This window comes from Microvirga sp. jy35 (assembly GCF_056148915.1).
In genome coordinates, this window is the sequence record NZ_JBWBEW010000001.1 from 1 (window position 1) to 23,116 (window position 23,116).

A 23,116-nucleotide genomic window follows, 5' to 3' on the forward strand; every position below is an offset into this window, starting at 1 on the left:
GCCCGATCCTCCGCTGAGAATGCCCGATCAGGGAATCACGATCCGTCGCTAATCACGAGGACTTTTTCAACGAAATCTGCCCTAAGCAGACCTCCGGTTTCTGAGCAGGCAGCAGCTATCCTGCACCGATGGTCCGGCTCAGGACCTCTGCTCCGTCGACGCTGCTCTCGCTGGAAGCCCAGGCGACGAACTGGTCAGGGCGGATGAGAATCAGCCTTGCCTGATATCGCTCTCGGCCACCGTAGCAGGTATCCCTGATGATCTTGAGCGGCATGCCCAATCGCTTGGCGGCGGCTTCGAAGGATCTCAGGGTGCTTTCATGGACATCTAGGCCCAGAAGGGAGAAGCCCTGACCCAGATCCTCAAAGATGTTGCGACCCGACGAGAGAAGCGAAGGTGCAAGGTGATGTCCCGCCCGGGCCAGGAAACTATGTGAACCGAGAGCACTGCAGCCGCTTCCGGGGTCTCCCCACATGATCGAGGAGCCGCGATAGTTAGGTTCGAAGGCATTGATCTCGGCCTTTGCGCCGGAACTCCGATCCCGCCACTCACGCTCAAACGTGCTCCGGTCGCGCTCCGGATTGAACGCGTTCAGGAATCGTCTGTCGGCCTCGATGGCCCGCTCGATGAAATCCCGCGTCGTCGACTGAAAGACCGGCCTCCGCTCTTCGTCGTAAGTGTCAAGGAGCCTGGGCCCGGCCCAGCCCTGCAACGTGGCGGCAAGCTTCCAGCCAAGGTTTGCCGCATCCTCGAAGCCGGTGTTGATGCCATAGCCACCATAGGGTGGGTGGCTGTGCGCCGCATCACCGGCAATGAAGATGCGGCCCTTTCGGTAGGTATCTGCCGTGGCAACGCGCAACTCCCAGAACCCGATGTGCTCGAAGTCGACGTCGAACTCTGCCCCAACTGCGGAATGGAGATATTGCCTGAAGTCGAAATTGTCCTTGGTCGTTCCGAGCGGGACCGGCGCATGAAAGAACCACGTCGTTCCGAGATCGACACGACCGAAGAACTTCCAGTATCCCTTCAGTTCCGGATCAAGGACATTGTAGTATGACTTGCCGGGGTAGCGCTCCAGGAGCTGATGCAGGCCTTTCGAGCGGAACACCAGAAGGACCATGAGCCGGTCGTGATCCGAGCGGGTCTGGGTGATTCCGCTCTGTTCCCTCACCAAAGATCGGCTGCCATCGCAGCCTGCAAGGTATCGGGCATGCAGAACCCGGCGCTCGTCCTGCCCACGCTTCGCGATGACCACATGCACGCCATCATGATCCTGGCTTATCTCCTCGGCGTTCCACCCATAGAATGTGCTCACGTACGGGATCTGGGCCGCGCGCTGCCGGAGCACCGCCTCCGTCGCGTATTGCGGCAGCCGCTCGTTGTCCGTGAAATAGAAGGGCCTTACGAGTTCCCGCTGAAGCCAGTCGTAGGTGTAATCCCCCAGCAGGGTTCCATACGCCGTCAATCCTCCGATGCCATAGTCGCGTGGGATGGTTCGCGCTGCACGCAAGGCCTTTTCCGCACCCCAGAAATGGAAATGCTCCATCGTTCGCTGGGTTAGATTTTGCCCTTTCGGAATGGCTTGCGGAGACGTGTAGCGCTCGACGACAACGCAGCGGATTCCGTGTTGCCCGAGTTCGATCGCCAGCCCCATGCCGACAGGGCCGCCTCCGACGATGATGACCTGCGTGTCGTCCTTTTTTTCGTCGCCCATTGTCAGCTTGAGAAACGATGCCCGGTGAGCTGTTCCAGATTCCTGAAGTAGATCTTTTCCTTATCCTCCCTGGACAGGTCCAACCCCTCTAAAATCTGGAGGGTTTCACGGATGTAGCCAGGTCCCTGCTCGGGATCGAAGGGGCAGTCGGATGCGAACACCACATGGTCGACGCCGTAGAACTCGAGCCCGCACATGGTGGCCGCCTTCGAGCCGAACACGGCCGTGTCGGCGTAGAAATCCTGTTTGAAGTAGTCCAGCGGACGCTTCTTCAAACTCTTCAGGAGGGAGAAGTAATCCTCGTCGGAGGTGCGCTTGCCAAGCTGATCCCACCCTGGTCCGACGCGCCCTTCGAAATAGGGAACCATGGCGCCGAGGTGATGCGCAATGATCTTGAGGTTGGGATACCTGTCGAGGGTTTGCGAGAAGACAAGCCGCGCCATGGCGACACTGGTCTCGTAGGGCCAGCCAAAGGTCCACCAGATCTCATAGAGCGACTTCTTTTCATCGAGATAGTCCGGATGGTTGGCACCTCGCGAGGGATGTAGCCAGATAGGCTTGCGGAGTTCGTTCATCGCCGCGAAGAAGGCTTCGAATTCCGGCCGGTCGAGCGGCTTTCCGGCCACATTGCTGTAGATTTGGGTGCCGATCGCGCCGAGATCGCGGATAGCGCGCTGGGTTTCCGCTACGCCGGCATCGGGAGTTGCAAGAGGCGTCTGGGCAACAAAGGCGGGAAAGCGGTCAGGATACTTGGCGCACAGTTCCGCAAGCCCGTCATTGCAGCGCTTGGCGAGTTCGAGCGCCGTGTCCGGATTGCCTCCCGAGATGATCTCCAACGGCGGAGCCGGCAGCGACAGAACCTGCGCATAATCTGGGAACTTGTCCATCACGCGAAAGCGCTCGTCGAGATCGTGGATCGCCGGAATGGCGCGGGCGCGGCGGACCATGTCCCCCATGTGGCCCGCGACCTCTCCCATCAGATCGTAGTAGCCTTTCGGAAAGAAGTGCGTGAACGCATCGATCCGCTTCATCGAAGTCTCCTCGTAAAATGCCTTGTAGAACGGGGGACCGATACCCTAGCGGTGAGCCAGGACAACGCACCGATTCAAGGCTTGCTTTGTCGCTTCGCACACGGAAGCAGTTTTGGCGCTCATTCCTGAGCGATGCCTGCGTCCTTGACCACTTTCGCCCAGCGGGGCAGATCCTTCTCGATGAGGGCAGCTAGTTGCTGGGGCGACCCGCCGACCGGCACGAGCCCCTGCTTGGCGAACTGGTCGCGGACATCGGGCGATGTGAGGATCTCGTTCACAGCCTTATTGTAGCGATCGATGATGTCCTTCGGCGTGCCGGCCGGAGCGCTCAAGGCATACCAGAGGTCGACCTCGAACCCACTGACCCCCTCTTCGGCCAGGGTCGGCACATCCGGCGCGAGTGTGGAGCGCTTCTCACTTCCGAGCGCCAGCAGGCGAACCTGGTTCTCGGCCGCCATCGGCAGCACGGTGTGCACCGGAACGAACATAGCACCCACATGCCCGCCCACCAGATCCTTCACGGCTCCAGCGGAGCCCGTGTAGGGGACGTGCCGGAGATCCACGCCAGCCGTGAGCTTGAACAGTTCCATCGCGAGATGCTGCGGCGTCCCGCGCCCGGGCGATGCGTAGGTGACCTGGCCGGGCTTGCCCTTGGCATAGTCGATCAGTTCCCTTGTGCTCTTCACCGGGATCGAGGGATGGACGGCCAGAACGAGCGAACCCGTGGCGAGTTCGACGATCGGCGCGAAGCTCTTCACGGGATCGTAGGACAGACTCTTGGAGAGCGCGGCATTCATCAGGAACGTGTTGACGCTGAGCAGGATCGTATGACCATCGGGCTCCGTGCGAGCCGCAGCGGCCGCGCCGATGTTGCCGCTGGCGCCGGGCTTGTTGTCGATGATGACGGGCTGGTTCCAGCGCTTGCGCAGTTCCTCGCCGACGATGCGCGCCAGCACATCGGGCCCGCTGCCAGGGGTGAAGGGGACGATGATGAAGATATTCCGATCAGACAGGCCCTGAGCCTGGGTCAGGCCAGGGGCGGCAGCCGACATCGCCAGGGCGGCGAGCAGGCTCCGGCGCGACAATCCCACCATGAGCTTCCTCCGAATCCATTCTTGCGAGGCTGCGTTGGCGCGCAGTGACCGGTTTGCTCCGGTGCCCTCTGGGTATGGAGAATGGAGTTCTTGGGCCTGCAGACAAGGGTTCAGAGGGCCAGAGTTACGGCCTGCGTGGGCCAGGTCAGCGAGTGCAATGTCTGTCTGGAGTCAACCTTTCGCGATCCGACCGCTCAATCAATGTCAGCTCGTGAGCGCCTAATCGGGCCAAGGTCTTAAGTCTCAGGAGTGCTAGACCGGGACATTCCCTCACACCCGCCGACGGATACTCCCCTTCCCAAGCCTGCGCACGATGTGCCGCCGTGTGGTAGGGAGGCCTACTGCTGTGCCTCCATCCCGCGCTGGGTACACAGAAGGCTGGTCACTCGTCAGATCGTGCGACCGAGCGCTGCGCGCATTGGGGCGGAGAGGTCTATCGCCTGCTAGCTGGGACCGGCAAGCACATGACAGGAGACCTCCTCACTTGCCTAACAACTGCTAGTGAGGAGGTCCTGTTTTATGAAACAAAGTTGCTTCAAAAAGTGAGTACCCTTCCGTTTAGCTCACTATTCCTTCTTTGCCCAATAGAACAAGATCTGATTGTCGGCACGCTGAACAAGCTTGACCTTCTTCGACACGCCCCAAGCGAGGGCCTGCTGGTGCAGGGGAAGATGGCTGTAGTCTTTGGAGGCGGTTTCGAAGGCTTTCTTGATCAACTGGTTCCGTTTTGCTGCATCTGTCTCGACCAGAATTTGGTCTGTCAACGCATCGAGTTCCTTGTTGCAGTACCCACCATAATTCGTCTCACCTCTGCTTGATCCTGCAACATCCCGGCAACCCATGACATCATAGAGCACGTTGTGGCTGTCGAAAGTGCCAGGTGTCCAGCCGAGCAGCGAAAGCGATGTGGTGTAGCCTCCCGACTTGCCGGCTTTCGCGAAGTAGAGCGCCTTCGGCTGAGCTGTCAGATTTATCTTGATCCCAGCCCGCGCGAGCATCGAGGCAACTGCCTGGCAGATCGCCTCATCGTTAACGTAGCGATCATTCGGGCAATCCATTCCGACCTCAAACCCATTCGGGTATCCTGCCTCAGCAAGAAGTTTTTTAGCTCCTTCAAGATCGAAGGCCGGCCGCGTGAAATCCTTGGAATGGGGGAAGAGTTCCGGTGCAATCATCAGGGCAGAAGGCATTGACAGACCGCGCATCACCCGGTCGCGGATGAGATTGATGTCAATCGCTTTGAAGATGGCCTCACGAACCCGCACATCTTTGAATGGGTTCTTCCCTTTCACGTTCGAGAACAGAAGCTCATCACGGGCTGAGTCGAAGTTGATGAAGATTGTTCGCAGTTCGGGTCCAGTGAGCACCTGGGCATTAGGGGAGGAATTGACGCGAGCGATATCCTGCACCGGAACAGGCTCGATCACGTCAACCTCGCCCGACAGGAGCGCCGCGACCCGCGTCGCATCACTCCCGATGGGCGTAAACACGATCTCGTCGATATTGTGCTCCGGTTTGTCCCACCAGGCAGGGTTTTTCTTGAAGATCGTCCTTACACCGGCTTGATGGCTTTCAATCTTATAAGGACCAGTACCGTTCGCATTCAGCGACGAGAAGCTTGGGGTTGTGGCAGCGGCAGGCGTCGGAGCCGTGGCGTTGTTCGCCTCGCTCCACTCTTTGTCCATGATATACCAGGTGTCCCACTGTGAATTCAGGATCGGATTTGGGGAGGTGAGCAAGACATCAACTGTGTAATCGTCGATTTTGACAAACTTTGCGCTCGTAGGCACCCGCGTGGTGAAATTCGATCCGGCCATGCGCACTCGGTCGGCCGAGAAGATTACATCGTCGGCGGTGAAAGAGCTTCCATTGTGATAGGTCACGCCCTTGCGCAGGTAGAAGCGCCAGCGCAACCCATCCTCGCTGGTCTCCCAACGCTCCGCGAGAGAAGGCTGGATTGCCAAGTCCTTCCCGCGTCGAGTGAGGCCCTCATAAACATGGCCCAGGTGGGCGTTCGTGGTAGTCTCGTTGAGAGTATAGGGATCAAGGGACTTGAGGTCGCCCTGGTTCGCATAGCGCAGCGATGCTGAGAGGGTGGGTGTGGACAGTTGCGCGATCAGGATCCCTGCGGTGTAGATAAATACGCTATTTCGTATCATCAGATTGTTCTCCCCTGGCAGTTCGCGTATTGCGATGGCTCCGGCTCAACGGCAGGACGGCACAGCGTGGCAGGAGTTCCTGACGTGGTCCAGTGGAGATAAGATCAATGTTGACGCGCGGAAGCACCAGATTGTGGCCGACATGACAGAGCAAAATTGATTCATGCTCCAGTCGCATGATCGAGCGGCACGCGGCGAGTTCCCACTCTGCAGAGGTCTCTACGGGTCATCCTAGGGAATTGCAGACACCCTGGGAAGGTCCGCTGCTCCTCACTCGAGCGGACATTCGGCGTATATCCGCCTCGTGCCAGAAGGGGACATTCTGGCATGCTCTCATTCTCCAAAAGATAGATAGCCTCTCACAGGTGGAGGCTCATTCATGAGCTTGCATAAATTAGGGGCAGAATCGAATCCGGCTGGTGTCGGGCGCATTAAGTCCTGATCACTGCATCCGTTCGGGCTGGACTTCTTCCTTCCAACGAATGAGCTACGTTCTCACAACAAACATCAGTCGTTTCGGACAACACCCTTCTTTAGGATTATATTGCCATAAAGCCTTTTTTCACCCGTCGAAACGATTGCATAGGCAGCTTCGGCTCGTTCGTAGAAGGCAAAGCGCTCTAGAGCCGCAAGAGAGAAATTCGAGCCCTCGTGACGTGCAATGATCGAGCGAAACTCTTCGAAGATTGGCTGTTCCGCGTGAGGGTCGCCCACAACCTCCATGCGCCACGCGGCCTCTGGCACGAAATCATCGAGAGGCATCACCGACAGAATGGCACTGGTGACGTCTGTCGCTGACAACCCGTCGAGCCTAACGAGACGTTGTGCCATGGCAGCCGCCGGGAAATTACCGTCGACTACAGCGATTTGGTCGCCATGTCCCATCGAGCGCAGCACCATCAGCAGATCCGGGGATAGGAGGGGATTAATGTTCTTCAGCATGGTGGGATGAACCTGATTAGTTCGAGATTAGAACCCTATGCGCCTTCTTACAGGATGATCCGGCACTCACTGGTCCCGGGCCACCACTAGATAAACCCTTTTTTGCGGATGCTCGGCGATGTTGAGAAGGCTTAATTGAATCTACACGGCCTATCCTGGATTGTATTGTCGCCTCGCCTCAGGATCGTCGACCGAGTAGGAAAGCGATGCCAGTTCATCCCACACGGCCTGCGGAACCGGCCAGTGTGCCCATTCGAGCGTCTGCGCAACCCGCTCCGGCTTGCTGACGCCGCATATTGTCGAGGCGATCCGCTCGTCTCGCATCGAAAACTGCAGGGCTACCGCGCCCGGTGGAACACCGTGCTTGGAACAGATGGCTTCGATCCGGCGAATCGGATCCAGAACGTCTTCTGAAGCCTCTTGGTACACATATCGTGGGTATGAATCAGAGCCCTTCGCCAGAACGCCGCCTGCATAAGGTGCCGCGTTGAGAACAGCGATCCCCTTTGAATGAGCGTAGCTGATCATGGCCTCCGCATTTCGGTTTGCCAAGGTAAAGCGATTGTGGGTGATCATCGCATCGAAGTCCCAGTCACGCAGGAGCGGCATCATGATCTCTACCGATCCTGCGGCAAGGCCAACGGCTTCTACAAGTCCCTCCTCCTTCATCTTGAACAACTCGGGAAGGGCTCCCTGCGCTCCCGTGGTCGCATCCAGCGAGGCGGCATGCTCCGGATCATGAAGATGAAGGAGATGGATGCGGTCGAGTCCAAGAGCTTGAAGACTCTCCTCCAGCGACCGCCGTGCCTGCAAGGCATCGAAGCGGTTGGTCTGCGGGTCGCGATCAAGCTTGGTCGAGAGGACAAATCCCTCCGGCAATCCACCGCGCTCACGGATGACGTCGCCAATTCGTTCCTCGCTGCGGCCGAAACCGTAGATGCGGGATGTATCGAGGAAATTCACCGGACCCGAGAAGATCGCCCGCACGGTCGCCCGCGCTCTCTCCTCACTGACGTCATAACCATAAGTCCCAGGCATGTCTCCAAGCGAGGAGGTCCCGAAGCAGATCCTGGATACTGAGAAATTCGCGCGTTCAAGCAAGGTCTTCTGAATCGGGGCGGCAGGCATCTGAGCACTCCATTCACATTACTCGACAGCTTCGATCCGGCTTTGTCGAGGAGTAGGTTCAAGCCTATGGCGCCGAGCCTCGGCCAGCAAGGGCAGCGCCTCAAGGGAGGACCTTAGAGGCGAAGAAACTATGTAACAGATCCTCCATCTACCACATCTCCAGAATTGCATTTCCAGTTGCTTGCCTTTGACGTTCATGAATATCATCCTTTCAAGAAAAGCTGTTGTGCTTTCAATCCGATCCGGCACACGAAGGAGCTACACAGAATGGCTCTAGAGGTGCAGGACCGTCACAGGGGGCGGTCGGGAGGAGCAGATGCAGGTACAGGATGGAATCCTGTTGGCGTCCGCAGTGATTTGGGTTTTGGATCGTCCGAGCGCCTTCGCATGGATGCTTACGGACGCTTTTATCATCACGAACATTGTCGTTTTGAATGCTGCCCTGATCGCATGTTCCACCTCCCTGCAGCGGCCTTGTGCTCTGGCATGTAGACAAACGGGGCGATGCTCATGACGCCGCTCGTCACAATCAGGGACCTCGACAAGTCATTCCCAGGGGTAAGAGCTCTCAAGAAAGCTCGCTTCGAATTGTTTCCGGGAGAAGTCCACGCCCTGATGGGAGAGAACGGCGCCGGTAAGTCGACCCTGATGAAAATTCTTGCCGGCATTTACCAGAAGGACGCCGGCGAAATCCTGATCGAGGGCGAGCTTGTCGATATTACATCGCCGCGTGCTGCCCAAGATCTGGGCATCAGCATCATTCACCAGGAACTGAACCTGATGAATGAACTCACTGCCGCACAGAACATCTTCATCGGCCGCGAGCCGAAGCGAGCTATGGGACTTCTGCTCGACGAGGCGGCCCTCAACCGCGCTGTCGCCGATATCTTCGCCCGTATGCATCTGGTGCTTGATCCTCGCGCCGAAGTGGGCGAGCTCACGGTGGCCAAGCAGCAGATGGTCGAAATCGCTAAGGCGCTGTCCTTTAGATCCAAGGTCTTGATCATGGATGAGCCTACAGCCGCCCTGAACAAGACTGAGATTGCGGAGCTGTTCAGCATTATACGGCAACTCAAAGCTGAAAGTGTGGGCATCATCTATATCTCCCACAAGATGGACGAGTTGAAGGAAATCTCAGACCGCGTCACAGTCATGCGCGACGGCGAATATGTCGGCACGGTTCCGACCGCTTCCACGAGCATCGACACGATCATCTCGATGATGGTCGGTCGCAGCCTGACCGAGACGAAGACGGACGTTCCCGACCTGTCAAGCCATGACGTGGTGCTTGAGGTCCGCAATCTCCGTCGAAGCAACGCCATTCAGGACGTCAGCTTCAAGCTGCGGAAAGGAGAAATCCTTGGCTTCGCCGGCTTGATGGGGGCTGGCCGCACGGAGGTGGCGCGAGCAATCTTCGGGGCCGACCCGCTGGATGGCGGGGAGATCACCGTCAGAGGCAAGCCTGCGACGATCCGTTCGCCCCAAGATGCTGTTCGGCTTGGGATCGGCTATCTCTCGGAGGACAGAAAGCGGTTTGGACTGGCAACCGGCATGGATGTTGCAGCGAATGTTGTCATGCCGTGCTTGAGCAAGTTCCTTTCCCTGAACATTTTTCTTAAGTCGAGAGCCATCCGCGAAACGGCACGCGCGTATATCAGTCAGTTGCGGATCAAGACACCATCGGATGCTCAGGAGGTGAGATTCCTGTCAGGTGGCAACCAGCAGAAGATCGTGATTGCCAAATGGCTGGCGCGCGACTGCGAGATCCTGTTCTTCGACGAGCCAACCCGCGGCATCGACGTCGGCGCTAAGAACGAAATCTACAAGCTCCTGAACACACTCGCGGCTCAGGGTCGGGCCATCGTGATGATATCATCCGAGTTACCAGAAATCCTGCGCATGAGTCATCGGATCGCTGTCATGTGCGAGGGGCGCCTCACTGGCGAGCTTCCTGCGGAGGGTACAAAGCAAGAGGACATCATGCGTCTGGCGACACAACGGCACAGCCTGACGGCAGACACCTTGAATTCGGTGGCTAGGAGATCAACCAAGTGACGACCATCGTAGAGAAGGACGCTCAGGCCATCGTCAGGTCGGCCGTGCTGAGCCAGGGGGCATGGCAGAAGATCCTGGCCTTTGCCAGCCTGATCGCCCTGATGGCCGTCTTCAGCATCGCCTCGGAGAATTTTCTGCAGAGCGACAATCTGATCGGAATTCTGCAGGCAACCGCCGTGAACGGTGTTCTCGCCGTTGCCGCAACATTCGTCATCATCACGGGCGGGATCGATCTGTCTGTCGGCACATTGATGACTTTCTGCGCCGTCATTGCCGGCGTGGTGCTAACCTACTGGGGCCTGCCCATGCCTGTAGGCATCCTTGCGGCCATCGCCGCAGGCGCTCTGTGCGGCTCGGTCTCCGGCACCATCATCGCCAAGATGAAAATACCTCCCTTCATTGCGACTCTCGGCATGATGATGCTGCTGAAGGGGCTTGCCCTCGTGATCTCGGGGACCAGACCAATCTACTTCAACGATACGCCGAACTTCTCGATGATCTCGCAGGAGTCGTTGATTGGAGCGATCCTGCCTTTCCTGCCGATTCCCAATGGTGTGCTGATCCTGTTCGCCGTAGCGATCGTCTCAAGTTTCGTTCTCACGCGCACCGCTCTCGGACGTTACACCTTCGCGCTGGGCTCGAACGAAGAAGCGGTGCGTCTCTCGGGTGTGAACACCGACTTCTGGAAGATCATCGTCTACACCGTTTCCGGCGGGATCTGCGGCATCGCCGGTCTGATCATCGCCTCGCGGCTCAACTCGGCTCAGCCCGCGCTTGGGCAGGGGTATGAACTGGATGCCATCGCGGCCGTGGTCATCGGCGGAACCTCCTTGAGCGGGGGCCGAGGTACCATCCTCGGAACGATCATAGGCGCATTGATCATCAGCGTGCTCACGAACGGCCTGCGCATCCTGTCAGTTGCTCAGGAATGGCAGACCGTCGTGACGGGGATCATCATCATTCTGGCTGTCTATGCCGACATCCTGCGCCGCAAAAGCTAGGAGTTTGCCCACCTCTTGCAATCATGAAGGAGCAGACGGGACCGCAACACCACTCAACCAAGACATTCCCTACCTCAGTCGGCAGGATCAACAATGAAGGATAACCAGGAGGAACAAATGTGGAATAGACGCAATCTCATTGGCGCCATCGGCATCGGAGCGCTCATCGGGCTTTCAGGTCCCGCAACCGCCCAGGACATCTATATACCGCTTGTCTCGAAAGGTTTTCAGCATCAGTTCTGGCAGGCCGTCAAGGCCGGCGCGGAACAGGCCGCCAAAGACAATAACGTGCGCATTACGTTTGAGGGGCCGGACAGCGAAACCATGGTCGACAAACAGATCGACATGGTCTCGGCCGCTCTCGCCAAGAATCCGAAAGCGATCGGCTTAGCAGCCCTTGACAGCCAGGCGGCCATCCCGCTCCTGCGCAAGGCGCAATCCGCTAAAATTCCGGTCGTGGCCTTCGATTCCGGCGTCGACAGCGACATTCCGGTGACCACGGCTACCACGAACAATCTTGCGGCCGCGGCACTGGCGGCCGACAAGATGGCGGAGCTGATCGGCGGCGAAGGCGACATCGCTCTCGTGGTGCACGATCAGACCAGCCGCACTGGCATCGACCGGCGCGACGGGTTCGTGAACCGGATCAAGGAAAAGCACCCCAAGGTCAAGATCGTGAGCGTCCAATACGGTTCCGGCGACCACCTGAAGTCCACCGAGATCACGAAGTCGATCCTTCAGGCAAACCCTCGCCTCAAAGGCATCTTCGGAGCGAACGAGGGCTCGGCCATCGGCGTCGTCAATGGCGCCAAGGAGATGAACCGCAAGCTCGTCATCATCGGCTACGATTCCGGAAAGCAGCAGAAGCAGGCGATCCAGGATGGTCTCATGGCGGGAGCCATCACCCAGAATCCCATCGGCATCGGCTACAAGACAGTTGAAGCTGCCGTGAAGGCCCTCAAAGGCGAGAAACTCGAGAAGGTCATCGATACCGGCTTCTTCTACTACGACAAGTCGAACATGAGTGACCCGAAGATAGCATCCGTCCTCTATGATTGAGAAAAGGCGCCGGGAGAGGGGTCAGCCCCTCTCCCCTGCTCCGCCGTGAAAAGGAAGCAGTCCTTCAGTCGCCAAAATTCCATGATCAGGTCTACGGGTCTGCGCTCCTGAGGTCACACGGTTGATGATCCCGCACATCGATTCCCACATGCATGTCTGGCGATTGTCGCGGGGCGACTATGGCTGGCTCACGCCTGACCTTGGCCCGATCTATCGCGACTTCACAATTGAGGATGCCCGGTCATGCTGGGAACAGGCCGGGGTGGATTATGCGATCCTCGTTCAGGCTGCACCAACTCTGGAGGAGACCCGGTATCTTCTCTCGGTCGCGGAGAACGAACCAAAAGTCAAAGGGGTGGTCGGCTGGGTCGACATGCTAGCTCCGGATGCCATAGACGAACTGGAGAAATTAGCCTCCAACAGGCTGCTTCTGGGTATTCGCCCCATGCTGCAGGATATCCCTGACGATGACTGGATGCTGAACGCGGAACTGGCAGGCGTCTATCGAGCACTTGTCGATCTCCGCCTCCGCTTCGATGCCCTTGTTCTTCCACGACACCTACCCAATCTTCTGCGGCTGATTGAGCGACATCCGGACTTGAAAGTCGTGATCGACCATGGCGCCAAGCCGCCGATCGGAGGTGACTTGAGCTCGTGGCACGGAGATCTGGCACGATTGGCCAGGAACCCCCATGTGCACTGCAAGTTCTCTGGCCTTGTGACCGAATGTGCTGAGCAAGTCTCACTGGCTGCCCTCGAACCTGTCTCTCAGGCCCTCCTCGCTCTTTTCGGGCCAGAGCGCCTGATGTTCGGCAGCGACTGGCCAGTTTGCACATTGCGCAGCACCTATCTTCAATGGTGGCAGTGGGCGCAGAACCTCACCGCTCATCTGCCGCCGGATCAGAAGAGCGCGCTGTTCGGCGGAACGGCTCTGCGCTTTTACGGCTTGTCCTGACGGTTGGAGCCCCATGAGAGCCACCGCGGTCCGGCTTGCCGCGCATCTTGAGTTGGGACCCACGATTGATGGATCTGAACATCCCGATCATATGGGATGGTGGAGGTTGCGAGGCAGTACTCGATGTCGGCCCGACAGAATGCCGAATCCGGGTCGAAGCTGCAGGAAGCTCCGGTGCAACGGTTAGCCCTTGTAACCGAAATACCGCGGCAGCCAGAGAACAACCTCCGGGACGAAGATCATCAGCAGCAGAGCGGCAACGAGAATGCCGATGAAGGCCCAGATTTCACGGATGATGTCACGCAGCGGAATTCCAGTTAAGCCGCTCATCACGAACAGCAGCACTCCATAGGGGGGCGTGATGAGTCCGATCATGATATTGACGACGATGACAACGCCGAAATGAACGAGGTCGATGCCCAGCGCTCTTGCAGCCGGCAGGAACAGCGGCACGAGGACGAGTAGAAGCGTCGTAGCGTCGAACAGACAGCCGAGTACCAGGAAGAGCAGGTTGACGAGCAAAAGGAAGACGAGTGGAGAGACATCGAGGCCATCGAGAAGGCGGCCGACCTGCTCGGGGAGCCGTTCCGAAGCCACGATATAGTTGAAGATCAAGGCGCCGGCGATGAGAAGCGCCACCACGCTTGTCGCCTTGCTGGACTCCACCAGAACCTTGAAGCCCTCCTTCCATGAGAGCTCCCGGTAGAAGAACACGGCGAGTACAAGGGCATAGGCTGCCGCAATCGCAGCCGCTTCTGTCGGCGTCGTCGCCCCGCCGTAAATACAGTAAAGCAGGATCACTGGCATGAGGAGCGCCGGAACCGCCCGGTATGTCGTACGTGGGAGCTCGCTCAGCGGGATACCCTCACCTCGTGGAAAGTTCCGCTTTCGGGCAATGAAGCCCACTAATCCCATCTGGGCCAGGCCCATGATCAACCCTGGAATCACTCCGCCAAGAAAGAGATATCCGACTGACGTGTCGGAGACGACGGCGTAGATCACCATCGGGATAGACGGAGGTATGATCGGGCCGATAGTTGCAGATGATGCAGCAACCGAGGCAGCAAACCCCGGTGGAATGCGCCCCTGCTTGATCATCATCTGCGTAACGAGCTTGCCGGGCCCGGCTGCGTCCGCAATTGCCGAGCCGGACATCCCTGAGAAGATGATGCTGACCAGAATATCGACTTGCGCGAGACCACCCCGGAAACGGCCAACGAGCGCCTGACAGAACATGAAGAGACGATCGGATACACCGCTGGCGTTCATGATGTTCGCAGCCAGGATGAAGAGCGGCACTGCCAACAGCACAAACGAATCGTAGAGGCCGTTGAGAATCTGCTCGCCGAATAGCCCAATGTCGCGGCCAGAGGCGATCAGGTAGCCGATGGAGGCCACGAACATTGCAAAGGCGACCGGCATCCCCAACAGAGCGAGACCGAAGAAGGCCACGAGCGTGAGAATGAAGATAGAGCTCATGGTTCGAAGTCCCCTTTGGTCCCAAGTTCGTCCTGCCATGAGCGGCGGAGAAGACGCCAGACCCGCACCACCGCGCCGATCGCCACTGCAATCACGAAGACGACAAAGATGGAATACAGAACGTCAAACCGAAGCCCGATAACGGGGCTCCTCTCGATCTTCATGAAGGTCACATAGTCAAACGTTGCCGGAAGAGCCGCGACGAATGCAACTCCAGTCAGCGCGGTCAGAACAATGGCGAGCACGCGCCGTCCAGCAAGGGGAAGAGCCAAAAACAACATATCGAAGGTGATATGCTCCCGCTCGCGCAGCAAGAACGCTGCGCACCAGAACACGATCCATATATAGGCTATCAGTACGAATTCCTGCGTCCACGCCACCGGGTCATTGAGGATATACCGGGTAAAGACTTGGAGAAGAAAAGCAGCGAACATTGCCATGAACAGGATGACTGTAACCAGTTCGGCGAAGTAGCGCAGGCGGGCGCGGAGAGATTGCATGGCAGCTCACGAATGGTGACCCGGTGGAGCGCGGCTGGCCTTCGCCTGCCGCATTCACAGGAGCGGTCGAGTGACTATGGAGCAGCTTTGAGCGACTGCTTCGGAAGCTGCGGGACTTCCGAAGCAGTCGCAGGCGCAGTGGAGCGATCCGCTTACTTGATCGCGTTGACGCGATCGACCATTCCCTTCGGCCAGGCCTTGGACAGGTCGGATTCCAGATATGTCTTCTGCACCTGGGCGCGGAAGGCCTCGACGTTGGGCTTGTACACCTTCAGGCCCTGAGCTTTGAAGAAATCGGCCAATTCGGCCTCTTCCTTGATCCGGTTCTCGTTGTTGAAGCGAACCGCCGCCTTGGCGGCATTCGTCACAGCGGTCTTCTGTTTATCATCGAGCTTCTTCCACGTGGAGCCCGCCATGGACAGAAAGATCGCATCCACCAGGTGATCCGTGAGCACGACCTGCTTTGTGACTTCATAGAACTTCGCCGCACGAACTGTCGGGAGCGGATTATCTTGGCCATCAATCGCGCCGGTCTGCAGCGCAGTATAGATCTCACCGAACGCAACCGGCAGCGGGTTGGCACCGAGAGCCTTGCCGAGGAACAGCCAGGTATCAGATCCGGGCATGCGCAGCTTCACCCCTGCGAGATCGGCTGGAGTCTTGACCTCCTTTTCCGTCCGCAAGTTCAGCTGGCGGGTTCCCAAGTAGCCGACATCAAGAATCTTGATGCCCATCTTTTCTTCAACGAGACCGTACATCTCCTTGCCCACATCGCTCCCAAACACCTTCGTCTGATGGTCGGGATCCCGCAGCAGGTAGCCGGCCGTGAAGATGGACCATTCCGGAACCTGCTTGGAGATGTCGAATGCCGAGATCATCGCCATCTCAAGGTTGCCGCGTTGCATGGCGGCAGGCTCGGTGCCCTGCTTGAACAGGGTGCCGTTCAGGTGGATTTCCACATCGAACTGGCCCGGAGAGGACTTCTCCAATTCCTGCTTGAACACCGGAAGCATCTTGGCATGCCAATCGGCTTCTACGGCGGGTGTCGAGATGCGGAGCTTGATCGGATCAGCGGCTTGGACTGGAGCCAAAGCCGCCACGGCCGTTGCTGCAACTGTCCCAATGAACAGGCGCCGCGAGAATGAAGCGAACATCATTGTCCTCCCAAATATTTGAATGCTCCAGGGCGTTATCGAATTCACCCTTGAAACGTATCCTGCACCGGCAATCCCCTGCTTGTAAATATCTGACATCAGACTAACATGTCAGACTTCAGCCTAGTACTCCAGGAACGGCTTACCGCCTGGACCGGAACCAAGGATTCTTGATGTGACTGTGTCTGCCGACCGCTTTGGCCTTTCCGCGGCAATGACGACGCCTTTCCGTCCAGACGAGTCGCTTGATCTCTCCCGAATGGCAGAGCACGCGAACTGGTGCCTCTCCAATGGATGCAACAGCATCACTTTGTTTGGCACGACAGGTGAAGGTGCCTCGGTCGGCATGTCAGGACGAGAGCAGGTGTTGGGAGCACTCGCCAGTGCCGGGATCAGTGGGAATGACGTGGTTTATTGCGTGGCAGCCACGTCGGTGCACGAGGCTCTCTTACAGGGACGCATGGCGTCGGATTTCGGCTGCCGCGGTCTTCTGCTGACCCCGCCTTACTATTTCAAAGGTGTCACTGATGAGGGCCTCTTCTCTTGGTATGCTTCTGTTCTGGAGAAGCTGGGACCAGCTGCACGCGGCGTCATCCTCTATAACATACCCTCCGTTACGCAGATTTCGCTTTCGATTGAGCTGATCAACCGGCTCAAGAAGCAGTTTCCTGGCATCGTCACGGGCGTGAAGGATTCTTCAGGCGACTGGGAATACACTCAGCGCCTCCTCGAGAGTCACACGGATCTCGCAATCCTGATCGGAGATGAGCGCTACCTTGCAGAAGGCGTGCGACGAGGCGGACAAGGAGCCATCTCCGGCCTCGCCAATGTTTGCCCTGCCGTTCTCCGACCACTGGCTACGGACGGACAAGGAGATGAGCGCGTCAACAGGCTTGTCGACGAAGTGCTGAAGTATCCGGTCACACCTGCGGTGAAAGCCCTCGTCGCTCACCGGACCGGGGATGCAGCCTGGCTGAACGTCAGATCACCCTTCGTCCGGGTATCGGCTGCGGATGCCGAGCGGCTCGGCTCGTTCTACGATCATCTTTTCCCGAAAACGGCAGCTTGACGAGGCAAGGATGGAGGAGGCCGATTCAGTTGGGGCTGGGCCCAAGCTTCGGGAGAAAGCCTATGACCGATTTACGCACCATCTCCTGGCAAGAGACATCCGCCCCGGTCAATTCATCTCGCAACGCCAGCTCGTCGAGCTGACTGGCCTGTCGCTTGGAGCCATCCGGGAACTCGTACCTCGGCTCGAGTCGGAAGGTCTCATCAAGACGGTTCCGCAGCGGGGCATGCAGGTTGCTCATGTTGACTTGAGCCTGATCCGGGACGCGTTCCAGTTCCGGCTCTTTATGGAAAGCGCAGCGGTGGCGATCTTTACCGCTGAGGCGAGTGACGCGACGCTCGCTCAGCTTAGGCATGACCATGAGAGCATTCTGGCCGAGTACCGCGGAGGCGTCACGGCGGACCTCGTAGCACGAGCCCAGGCGGTCGACTGGAACCTGCACTGGACCATCATCGCATTCCTCGGCAATGCCATCATTGCCGATGCCTATCGGGTCAACTCTATCAAAGTGCGCCTCATAAGACAGGAGCAGACGCTCCTCTCCGAGGCTTTGGTCCCACCCGTGATGCAGGAGCATATGGCCATTATCGACGCGATGGATACCCGCGATTCCTCTCAAGCGGTTGCCGCGATGGAAGCCCATATCAACAGCGCGAGGAACCGAGCTCTCGGGCTCAGGTGACCGGCCTTATTTAGCTGTTCCTGACCCAGCGGCCAACAACCAGAGGTGCGCTACATGGTTTCCAGAGGGTTGGGTGCGGCGTCTGCGCCAGATGATGAGAGGAGCCATCCGATCCTGATTGTACCAAGTTGCCCTTATCGATAACCAGACGCCTACAATTCGAACGCTTCAGTGCAGCACCCGCCTGCGTCAATAAGCTCTCCGTGCGATCCTGCCCTGAAAGCCTTATTCCTCCAGCACGTCGCCGGCTGAGTCCTTCATGTGCCTTGAAACGATGGCTTCCTCGCCGAGAAGGCCACGTGGTCTCACCAAAAGAATGATCATAAGAAGCAGCCCAATGAGAACAACCTGCAGGGTCGCTGCCCTGGCCTGGTGCTCGGCCGGAACGAGTTCACGAAGCACATTTCCGGAGAGGGTCCATAAGGCCCACACTACGACGGCTCCAAGGATGGCCCCGCGATTGTTGCCCGAGCCGCCCACGATCAGCATTGTCCAAAGCTGAAAGGTGAGGATCGGCAGAAAATCCTCCGGAGCGATATAGCCAACAAAGTGCGCGTAGAGAGCACCCCCAAGCCCCATGAGCATGCAACCGATCACAAAGGCCTGGAGCCGAAACCGGAATGCCCGCTTCCCTAGGGACTCGGCCGCCGTCTCATCCTCGCGGATCGCCCGCAAAACGCGACCCCAGGGGCTACGCACCAGACGCTCCAGGGCAACATAGCTGAGACCGAGCAGCGTTGCAGTCATCGCCAGGTAAGCCAGATTCCAGGCAAGGTTATCCGCGATGACATCAGCGAATGGCTTTGGGATGAACTGCAGCCCGAACGGACCACCCGTTAAGCCCTGAGCATTCAACGCGACCAACTGCAGGGTCACGGCGATACCGAATGTGGTAATGGCCAAATAGTCGTGCCGCAGCCGCAGTGCCGCTACCCCGACGATAAAGGCTGCAAGGCCTGACGTTGCCATGGCTCCGAGCCAGCCGAGGGGGATGGGCAGACCCAAGCCGCCGATCTGATCTGGGTAGTCCGGCGCTGTGAGGAGAGCCGACGTGTAGGCCCCGATCGCAACAAATCCTGCGACGCCTACGTTGAACAGGCCTGTAAAGCCCCACTGCAGATTCAGGCCGAGCACCACCAGGCCGTAAATCGTGACAAAGACGAGAAAGAAGGTGCCGTACGAGAGCAGGCCGAGCAGATCGGGCATCACGGCCTCTCACCAAAGAGGCCAGTGGGGCGAATGAGCAGAATGGCGATGAGGACTATGAAGGCGGTCGCCGCCCGGTATTCAGCCCCTACGATGGGCACTGACAGGCTCTCCGCAAGTCCGACGATGAGACCTCCTGCGACCGCCCCGTAGACGCTGCCAATTCCACCAAGGATTGCCGCGGCGAAGAGCGGAAGCAGAAGGTCTAGGCCGAGTTGTGGCCGCAGTTGAACGGTTAGGCCTGAGAACACCCCCGCCACAGCTGCAAGAACGGCTCCGATGATCCAGGTGGCGCGGATCACTCGATCAACGTCGATGCCCGTCACCCGAGCGAGTTGCGGGTTGATGGAGGTTGCCCGCATCGCCTTGCCGAGGGTTGTGCGCGTGAGAAAGAGATGGAGCCCGACGACCGAAACGGCCGTCAGACCAAGGACAAAAAGTTGATCCGGGGTGATCCGTAACCCGCCCAGCACATCCCGTGGGACGAGCCGGATGGCAACCTGAATCTCACGGCTGTAGTACTCGGGAACTGCCCCAAAGATGAACTGAAGCAGGTTTCGCAGCACCAGGGCTGCTCCAAAGCTCGCCATGATTAGCGTGATCGCGCTCCCGTGTCGCCGCAGCTGACGAAACAGGAGAAGATCGACCAAAAGCGCCAGCGCCGCAGTGGCGATTGCTGCAACGCCAAGCGATGCAAGAAGAGTCCAGCCGAACGAGAATGGGCCGAGCGGCTCCATAGGTCCCCACACAGCAGCAAAGCCGAGGAGCGCTGTCCATGCCAGATAGGCGCCCCAGGTCAGGAGCTCGCCATGCGCGAAGTTCGCAAAGCGCAGGATCGAATAGACCAGCGTCACACCGATTGCTCCAAGCGCAATGACCGAGCCGATGATGAAGCCGTCGGCGATGAGCTGCAACACTAGGTGTCTCCTCGATGGTGTCCGAGATAAAGGGCAGCGACCTGCGGATCGTTCGCGAGTTCGCGCGCGGCGCCAACAACCCGGGTGCTTCCTTCGACCAAGACTGCGGCACGATCGGCTATGGCGAGAGCTGCCTTTACGTTCTGCTCAACCAGCACGATTGTGACACCGGTAGCGCGAACCTCGACGAGCTTCTCGAAGACGATGCCGACGAGCTTGGGTGAAAGACCTGCCGAGGGCTCATCCAGCATCAAGACCTTCGGCTCGCCGACCAGGGCCCGAGCAACAGCGAGCATCTGGCGCTGGCCGCCTGAGAGACGACCTGCCAGGAGACGTCGCTGACGCGCCAGATCGGGAAACAGGCCATAGAGTTCGCCGAGCCGCCGCTTCTTCGGCACCTTCAGGATTGAGGCAGCGAGATCGAGATTGTCGTCGATTGAGAGGTTCACGAACACATTCTCGGTCTGCGGCACGAATCCAAGGCCCTCGTGCGGCAGTCGATGAGCGGCGCGTCCGGTGATCTCGCGATCGTGCAGGAGAACCCTTCCTGCAGAGATCGGTACGAGCCCGGCGATCGCCTTGATCAGGGTCGACTTTCCGGCTCCATTTGGTCCGAGGACAGCAACAATCTCGTTGGATTCGACCGACAGTGACGCGCCCCGCACGATCGGGAGCCCCGGCTCGTAGCCGGCCTCCAGCGCCTCGACTCTAAGAGCCGTCACGCCGGGGCTCCGCCGAGATAGGCCTCGACCACCCTCGGATCGTCACGGACCTCTTGGGCTGTTCCGGCCATCAAGAGGCGCCCCTGCGCCATCACCATGATGGGACTGCACAGGTTCATCACCAGATCCATGTTGTGCTCGATGATCAGGAACGTGACGCCCTGTCGGTTGAGCTTCACGATCCGGTCGACGATCGCGTCCAACAGCACAGGGTTGACCCCAGCTCCCGGTTCGTCGAGCAGGATCAAGCGCGGCTTGGCCACGAGAACCCGGGCGAGCTCCAAGAGTTTGCGCTGCCCACCGGACAGGACGCAGGCCGGTTGATCGGCGAGATGGGACAGGCCCACAAAGTCGATCCAATGCCGGGCTTCGGCCGACAGCGCCCGTTCCTCAGCGGCCACACGGTTCGGCATGAGCCAATTGGCCCAGAAACGCTCGCCCCGTTGGTGCAATGGCGCCACCATAACGTTCTCTAGGACCGTCATCTCTGGAAATGGCCTGGGGATCTGAAAAGTTCGGGCGAGTCCTTTAGCGAAGATCCGGTCCGGTGAGAGCCCGTCGATCCGCTCCCCCTCGAGACTGAGAGATCCGGAAGTCGGCGGGAACAGGCCCGCCAAACAGTTGAAGAGGGTTGTCTTGCCCGCCCCATTCGGCCCAATGAGACCTGTGATCGTACTCTTCTTGATTGTGAAGGACACCTCATCGACGGCACGATTGCCGCCGAAGGTCTTGGTGATCGACTGGGCTGTCAGCATGAGTGGAACGGAGTCCCGATTGGGCCATGTTGCGAGGGCGGCGATTTTGCGTCATGAGAATGGGTACGTGCAACAGGCAATGGACGTTGTCCCGTGGCAGATGATTCCTTCGAGCTCTACGACCTGAGGGTAGAAGTCGTCGCCCCAGAAGGCGCCACGCTATATTGTGGGGCCAAGCCCGGCGACCACTTTGAGCTCAAGGGGGAGATGCTTCACCTCCCTCCGGGCCAAGGCTTCTCGATCTATTCGCTTGCTGCGCTCTTGCCGCTCCTCCCCGCGAAGCAGCGCGCCACTCACCCGAACGACTGGATGTCCACGGATGCCGAGGTCGCCTGCCCGGACCCCAATTGTCCGAGCCGGTTCCGGATCAGCCGGATGGCGAAGCGCGTGTTCCGCCACTCGGAGGTCACAGCCCTACCCTTGCCCAACGAAGGCCAGACATGACCGTCGAAATCATTGAGCTCGCCCCCGGCTACCGGATCTCTCGCATGCTGCGCGGGGGCTGGCAGCTCGCCGGCGGGCATGGTGCCATTGAGGCAGAGCGGGCGATCGCCGACATGGCTGCCTTCGTGGATGCCGGGGTCACGACCTTCGACTGCGCCGACATCTACACCGGCGTGGAAGAGATGATTGGGCATTTCCGCGAGCGCACGTTCGCTGAGCGTGGCTCCGAAGCGCTAAAAAACTTCAAAGTACACACAAAGTTCGTGCCGGACTGGGATGCTCTCTCCCGTGTCGACCGTGCGTATGTGCGCGAGATCATCGACCGCTCGCTCCAGCGGCTCAGAGTGGAGCGTCTGGATCTGGTGCAGTTCCACTGGTGGAACTATGCCGTACTAGGCGCGGTCGAGACCGCGCTCATCCTCAAGGAACTCCAAGATGAGGGGAAGATCCACCAGATCGGCGGCACGAACTTTGATACACCCCATACGCGCGCCTTGCTCGACTCAGGGGTGCCGCTCGTGTCGATGCAGGTCCAGTACTCGCTTCTCGATCAGAGGCCCGAGAACGGCCTCGTTACGCTGTGCCAGGAGCACGACATGAAGCTTCTATGCTATGGAACGGTGGCAGGCGGCTTTCTTTCGGAGCGGTGGCTCGGCGCCTCGGAGCCGCAGGAACCCTTCGCCAATCGTTCGCTGGTCAAGTACAAGCTCATCATCGACGATTTCGGCGGCTGGTCCTTATTCCAGAACCTGCTAGGCACCTTGCGGGAGATCGGGCGCAAGCACGGGGTCAGCCTAACGGCGGTGGCCACCCGGTGGGTCTTGGACCAGCCCGCAGTTGCAGGCGCCATCATCGGCGCCCGCTATGCCGAGCACCTGCCCGACAATCTCGATGTGTTTCGGCTTGCCCTCGATGAGGAGGACCGGGCCGCCATCGACAGCGTTCTGGCACGCAGGACCGGCCCTGAAGGAGATACCTACACTCTGGAGCGTGATCGGGAGGGTCGGCACGGTCGCATCATGCATTACAACCTCAACGACGCGTGACCTT

The 23,116-nt window shown here is 58.9% G+C and carries 21 protein-coding genes; 8 read left to right on the forward strand and 13 right to left on the reverse strand.

What is annotated here, in order from left to right:
• Positions 1–115: 115 nt before the first annotated feature.
• From AC0QTX_RS00005 to AC0QTX_RS00030, 6 genes are all read right to left on the reverse strand, one after another.
• The gene (locus tag AC0QTX_RS00005; protein ID WP_474601767.1) at positions 116–1,714 is read right to left on the reverse strand and encodes an FAD-dependent monooxygenase; all 1,599 of its coding nucleotides are present in this window, start codon (positions 1,712–1,714) and stop codon (positions 116–118) included.
• Positions 1,715–1,716: 2 nt separating this feature from the next.
• Positions 1,717–2,745 carry an amidohydrolase family protein gene (locus AC0QTX_RS00010; protein ID WP_474601768.1) on the reverse strand — a complete coding sequence of 343 codons (1,029 nt, stop codon included), beginning with the start codon at positions 2,743–2,745 and terminating at the stop codon, positions 1,717–1,719.
• A gap of 119 nt (positions 2,746–2,864) precedes the next feature.
• On the reverse strand, positions 2,865–3,839 hold the full coding sequence (locus AC0QTX_RS00015) for a Bug family tripartite tricarboxylate transporter substrate binding protein (RefSeq protein WP_474601769.1): 975 nt from the start codon (positions 3,837–3,839) through the stop codon (positions 2,865–2,867).
• 566 nt (positions 3,840–4,405) lie between these two features.
• Entirely contained in the window at positions 4,406–5,998 is a 1,593-nt protein-coding gene (locus AC0QTX_RS00020; RefSeq protein ID WP_474601770.1) for an ABC transporter substrate-binding protein, read from the reverse strand.
• 507 nt (positions 5,999–6,505) lie between these two features.
• Positions 6,506–6,940 (reverse strand): RbsD/FucU family protein, encoded by a 435-nt coding sequence (locus tag AC0QTX_RS00025; RefSeq protein ID WP_474601771.1) that lies wholly within the window; start codon positions 6,938–6,940, stop codon positions 6,506–6,508.
• Positions 6,941–7,090: 150 nt separating this feature from the next.
• Positions 7,091–8,068: an aldo/keto reductase gene (locus AC0QTX_RS00030; RefSeq protein ID WP_474601772.1), complete on the reverse strand. Its 978-nt coding sequence runs from the start codon at positions 8,066–8,068 to the stop codon at positions 7,091–7,093.
• Between the two features lie 510 nt (positions 8,069–8,578).
• Between AC0QTX_RS00030 and AC0QTX_RS00035 the strand changes: the two genes are divergently transcribed.
• The 4 genes from AC0QTX_RS00035 to AC0QTX_RS00050 all read left to right on the forward strand — a co-directional run bounded on the left by AC0QTX_RS00035 (position 8,579) and on the right by AC0QTX_RS00050 (position 13,138).
• Positions 8,579–10,123: a sugar ABC transporter ATP-binding protein gene (locus tag AC0QTX_RS00035; protein ID WP_474601773.1), complete on the forward strand. Its 1,545-nt coding sequence runs from the start codon at positions 8,579–8,581 to the stop codon at positions 10,121–10,123.
• Between the two features lie 5 nt (positions 10,124–10,128).
• The gene (locus AC0QTX_RS00040) at positions 10,129–11,124 is read left to right on the forward strand and encodes an ABC transporter permease (RefSeq protein ID WP_474602071.1); all 996 of its coding nucleotides are present in this window, start codon (positions 10,129–10,131) and stop codon (positions 11,122–11,124) included.
• A 117-nt stretch (positions 11,125–11,241) separates the two neighbouring features.
• On the forward strand, positions 11,242–12,183 hold the full coding sequence (locus AC0QTX_RS00045; protein ID WP_474601774.1) for a substrate-binding domain-containing protein: 942 nt from the start codon (positions 11,242–11,244) through the stop codon (positions 12,181–12,183).
• Between the two features lie 148 nt (positions 12,184–12,331).
• Complete coding sequence (locus AC0QTX_RS00050; protein WP_474602072.1) at positions 12,332–13,138, forward strand: amidohydrolase family protein; 807 nt, start codon at positions 12,332–12,334, stop codon at positions 13,136–13,138.
• A gap of 183 nt (positions 13,139–13,321) precedes the next feature.
• On the opposite strand, the gene AC0QTX_RS00055 is transcribed toward AC0QTX_RS00050, so the two are convergent.
• The 3 genes from AC0QTX_RS00055 to AC0QTX_RS00065 form a co-directional block, all read right to left on the reverse strand.
• On the reverse strand, positions 13,322–14,617 hold the full coding sequence (locus tag AC0QTX_RS00055) for a TRAP transporter large permease (RefSeq protein ID WP_474601775.1): 1,296 nt from the start codon (positions 14,615–14,617) through the stop codon (positions 13,322–13,324).
• A complete protein-coding gene (locus AC0QTX_RS00060; protein WP_474601776.1) occupies positions 14,614–15,117 on the reverse strand; it encodes a TRAP transporter small permease in 504 nt (167 codons plus the stop codon). Before AC0QTX_RS00060 ends, AC0QTX_RS00055 begins: the two co-directional genes overlap by 4 nt.
• Positions 15,118–15,269: 152 nt before the next feature.
• On the reverse strand, positions 15,270–16,274 hold the full coding sequence (locus tag AC0QTX_RS00065) for a sialic acid TRAP transporter substrate-binding protein SiaP (protein ID WP_474601777.1): 1,005 nt from the start codon (positions 16,272–16,274) through the stop codon (positions 15,270–15,272).
• A 172-nt stretch (positions 16,275–16,446) separates the two neighbouring features.
• Here AC0QTX_RS00065 and AC0QTX_RS00070 point away from each other — a divergent pair, with 172 nt between their 5' ends.
• Complete coding sequence (locus AC0QTX_RS00070) at positions 16,447–17,340, forward strand: dihydrodipicolinate synthase family protein (protein ID WP_474601778.1); 894 nt, start codon at positions 16,447–16,449, stop codon at positions 17,338–17,340.
• 10 nt (positions 17,341–17,350) lie between these two features.
• The gene (locus tag AC0QTX_RS00075) at positions 17,351–18,022 is read left to right on the forward strand and encodes a GntR family transcriptional regulator (protein ID WP_474601779.1); all 672 of its coding nucleotides are present in this window, start codon (positions 17,351–17,353) and stop codon (positions 18,020–18,022) included.
• A 225-nt stretch (positions 18,023–18,247) separates the two neighbouring features.
• Here the strand turns inward: AC0QTX_RS00075 and AC0QTX_RS00080 are convergent, their stop codons facing one another.
• From AC0QTX_RS00080 to AC0QTX_RS00095, 4 genes are read right to left on the reverse strand one after another with little or no spacing between them, the layout of a single operon-like run.
• On the reverse strand, positions 18,248–19,228 hold the full coding sequence (locus tag AC0QTX_RS00080; protein ID WP_474601780.1) for a branched-chain amino acid ABC transporter permease: 981 nt from the start codon (positions 19,226–19,228) through the stop codon (positions 18,248–18,250).
• Positions 19,228–20,145, reverse strand: coding sequence for a branched-chain amino acid ABC transporter permease (locus AC0QTX_RS00085; RefSeq protein ID WP_474601781.1), 918 nt, complete (start codon positions 20,143–20,145; stop codon positions 19,228–19,230). The genes AC0QTX_RS00080 and AC0QTX_RS00085 overlap by 1 nt, the downstream gene beginning before the upstream one ends.
• Positions 20,145–20,867, reverse strand: a complete 723-nt coding sequence (locus tag AC0QTX_RS00090; protein ID WP_474601782.1) for an ABC transporter ATP-binding protein — start codon at positions 20,865–20,867, stop codon at positions 20,145–20,147. The genes AC0QTX_RS00085 and AC0QTX_RS00090 overlap by 1 nt, the downstream gene beginning before the upstream one ends.
• A complete protein-coding gene (locus AC0QTX_RS00095) occupies positions 20,864–21,622 on the reverse strand; it encodes an ABC transporter ATP-binding protein (protein WP_474601783.1) in 759 nt (252 codons plus the stop codon). The genes AC0QTX_RS00090 and AC0QTX_RS00095 overlap by 4 nt, the downstream gene beginning before the upstream one ends.
• A gap of 93 nt (positions 21,623–21,715) precedes the next feature.
• On the opposite strand from AC0QTX_RS00095, the gene AC0QTX_RS00100 reads away from it, so the two are divergent.
• Together AC0QTX_RS00100 and AC0QTX_RS00105 are read left to right on the forward strand one after the other, a co-directional pair.
• The gene (locus tag AC0QTX_RS00100; RefSeq protein ID WP_474601784.1) at positions 21,716–22,066 is read left to right on the forward strand and encodes a TIGR04076 family protein; all 351 of its coding nucleotides are present in this window, start codon (positions 21,716–21,718) and stop codon (positions 22,064–22,066) included.
• Positions 22,063–23,112, forward strand: a complete 1,050-nt coding sequence (locus tag AC0QTX_RS00105; protein WP_474601785.1) for an aldo/keto reductase — start codon at positions 22,063–22,065, stop codon at positions 23,110–23,112. Before AC0QTX_RS00100 ends, AC0QTX_RS00105 begins: the two co-directional genes overlap by 4 nt.
• Positions 23,113–23,116 lie beyond the last annotated feature (4 nt).

Bases quoted from the DNA above. Each gene is read 5' to 3' on its own strand.
- AC0QTX_RS00030 (WP_474601772.1), bottom strand. From the start codon at position 8,068: ATGCCTGCCGCCCCGATTCAGAAGACCTTGCTTGAACGCGCGAATTTC.
- AC0QTX_RS00025 (WP_474601771.1), bottom strand. From the start codon at position 6,940: ATGCTGAAGAACATTAATCCCCTCCTATCCCCGGATCTGCTGATGGTG.
- AC0QTX_RS00055 (WP_474601775.1), bottom strand. From the start codon at position 14,617: ATGAGCTCTATCTTCATTCTCACGCTCGTGGCCTTCTTCGGTCTCGCT.
- AC0QTX_RS00035 (WP_474601773.1), top strand. From the start codon at position 8,579: ATGACGCCGCTCGTCACAATCAGGGACCTCGACAAGTCATTCCCAGGG.
- AC0QTX_RS00105 (WP_474601785.1), top strand. From the start codon at position 22,063: ATGACCGTCGAAATCATTGAGCTCGCCCCCGGCTACCGGATCTCTCGC.
- AC0QTX_RS00045 (WP_474601774.1), top strand. From the start codon at position 11,242: ATGTGGAATAGACGCAATCTCATTGGCGCCATCGGCATCGGAGCGCTC.
- AC0QTX_RS00020 (WP_474601770.1), bottom strand. From the start codon at position 5,998: ATGATACGAAATAGCGTATTTATCTACACCGCAGGGATCCTGATCGCG.
- AC0QTX_RS00050 (WP_474602072.1), top strand. From the start codon at position 12,332: ATGCATGTCTGGCGATTGTCGCGGGGCGACTATGGCTGGCTCACGCCT.
- AC0QTX_RS00075 (WP_474601779.1), top strand. From the start codon at position 17,351: ATGGAGGAGGCCGATTCAGTTGGGGCTGGGCCCAAGCTTCGGGAGAAA.
- AC0QTX_RS00095 (WP_474601783.1), bottom strand. From the start codon at position 21,622: ATGCTGACAGCCCAGTCGATCACCAAGACCTTCGGCGGCAATCGTGCC.
- AC0QTX_RS00065 (WP_474601777.1), bottom strand. From the start codon at position 16,274: ATGATGTTCGCTTCATTCTCGCGGCGCCTGTTCATTGGGACAGTTGCA.
- AC0QTX_RS00060 (WP_474601776.1), bottom strand. From the start codon at position 15,117: ATGCAATCTCTCCGCGCCCGCCTGCGCTACTTCGCCGAACTGGTTACA.
- AC0QTX_RS00005 (WP_474601767.1), bottom strand. From the start codon at position 1,714: ATGGGCGACGAAAAAAAGGACGACACGCAGGTCATCATCGTCGGAGGC.
- AC0QTX_RS00015 (WP_474601769.1), bottom strand. From the start codon at position 3,839: ATGGTGGGATTGTCGCGCCGGAGCCTGCTCGCCGCCCTGGCGATGTCG.
- AC0QTX_RS00010 (WP_474601768.1), bottom strand. From the start codon at position 2,745: ATGAAGCGGATCGATGCGTTCACGCACTTCTTTCCGAAAGGCTACTAC.
- AC0QTX_RS00080 (WP_474601780.1), bottom strand. From the start codon at position 19,228: ATGCCCGATCTGCTCGGCCTGCTCTCGTACGGCACCTTCTTTCTCGTC.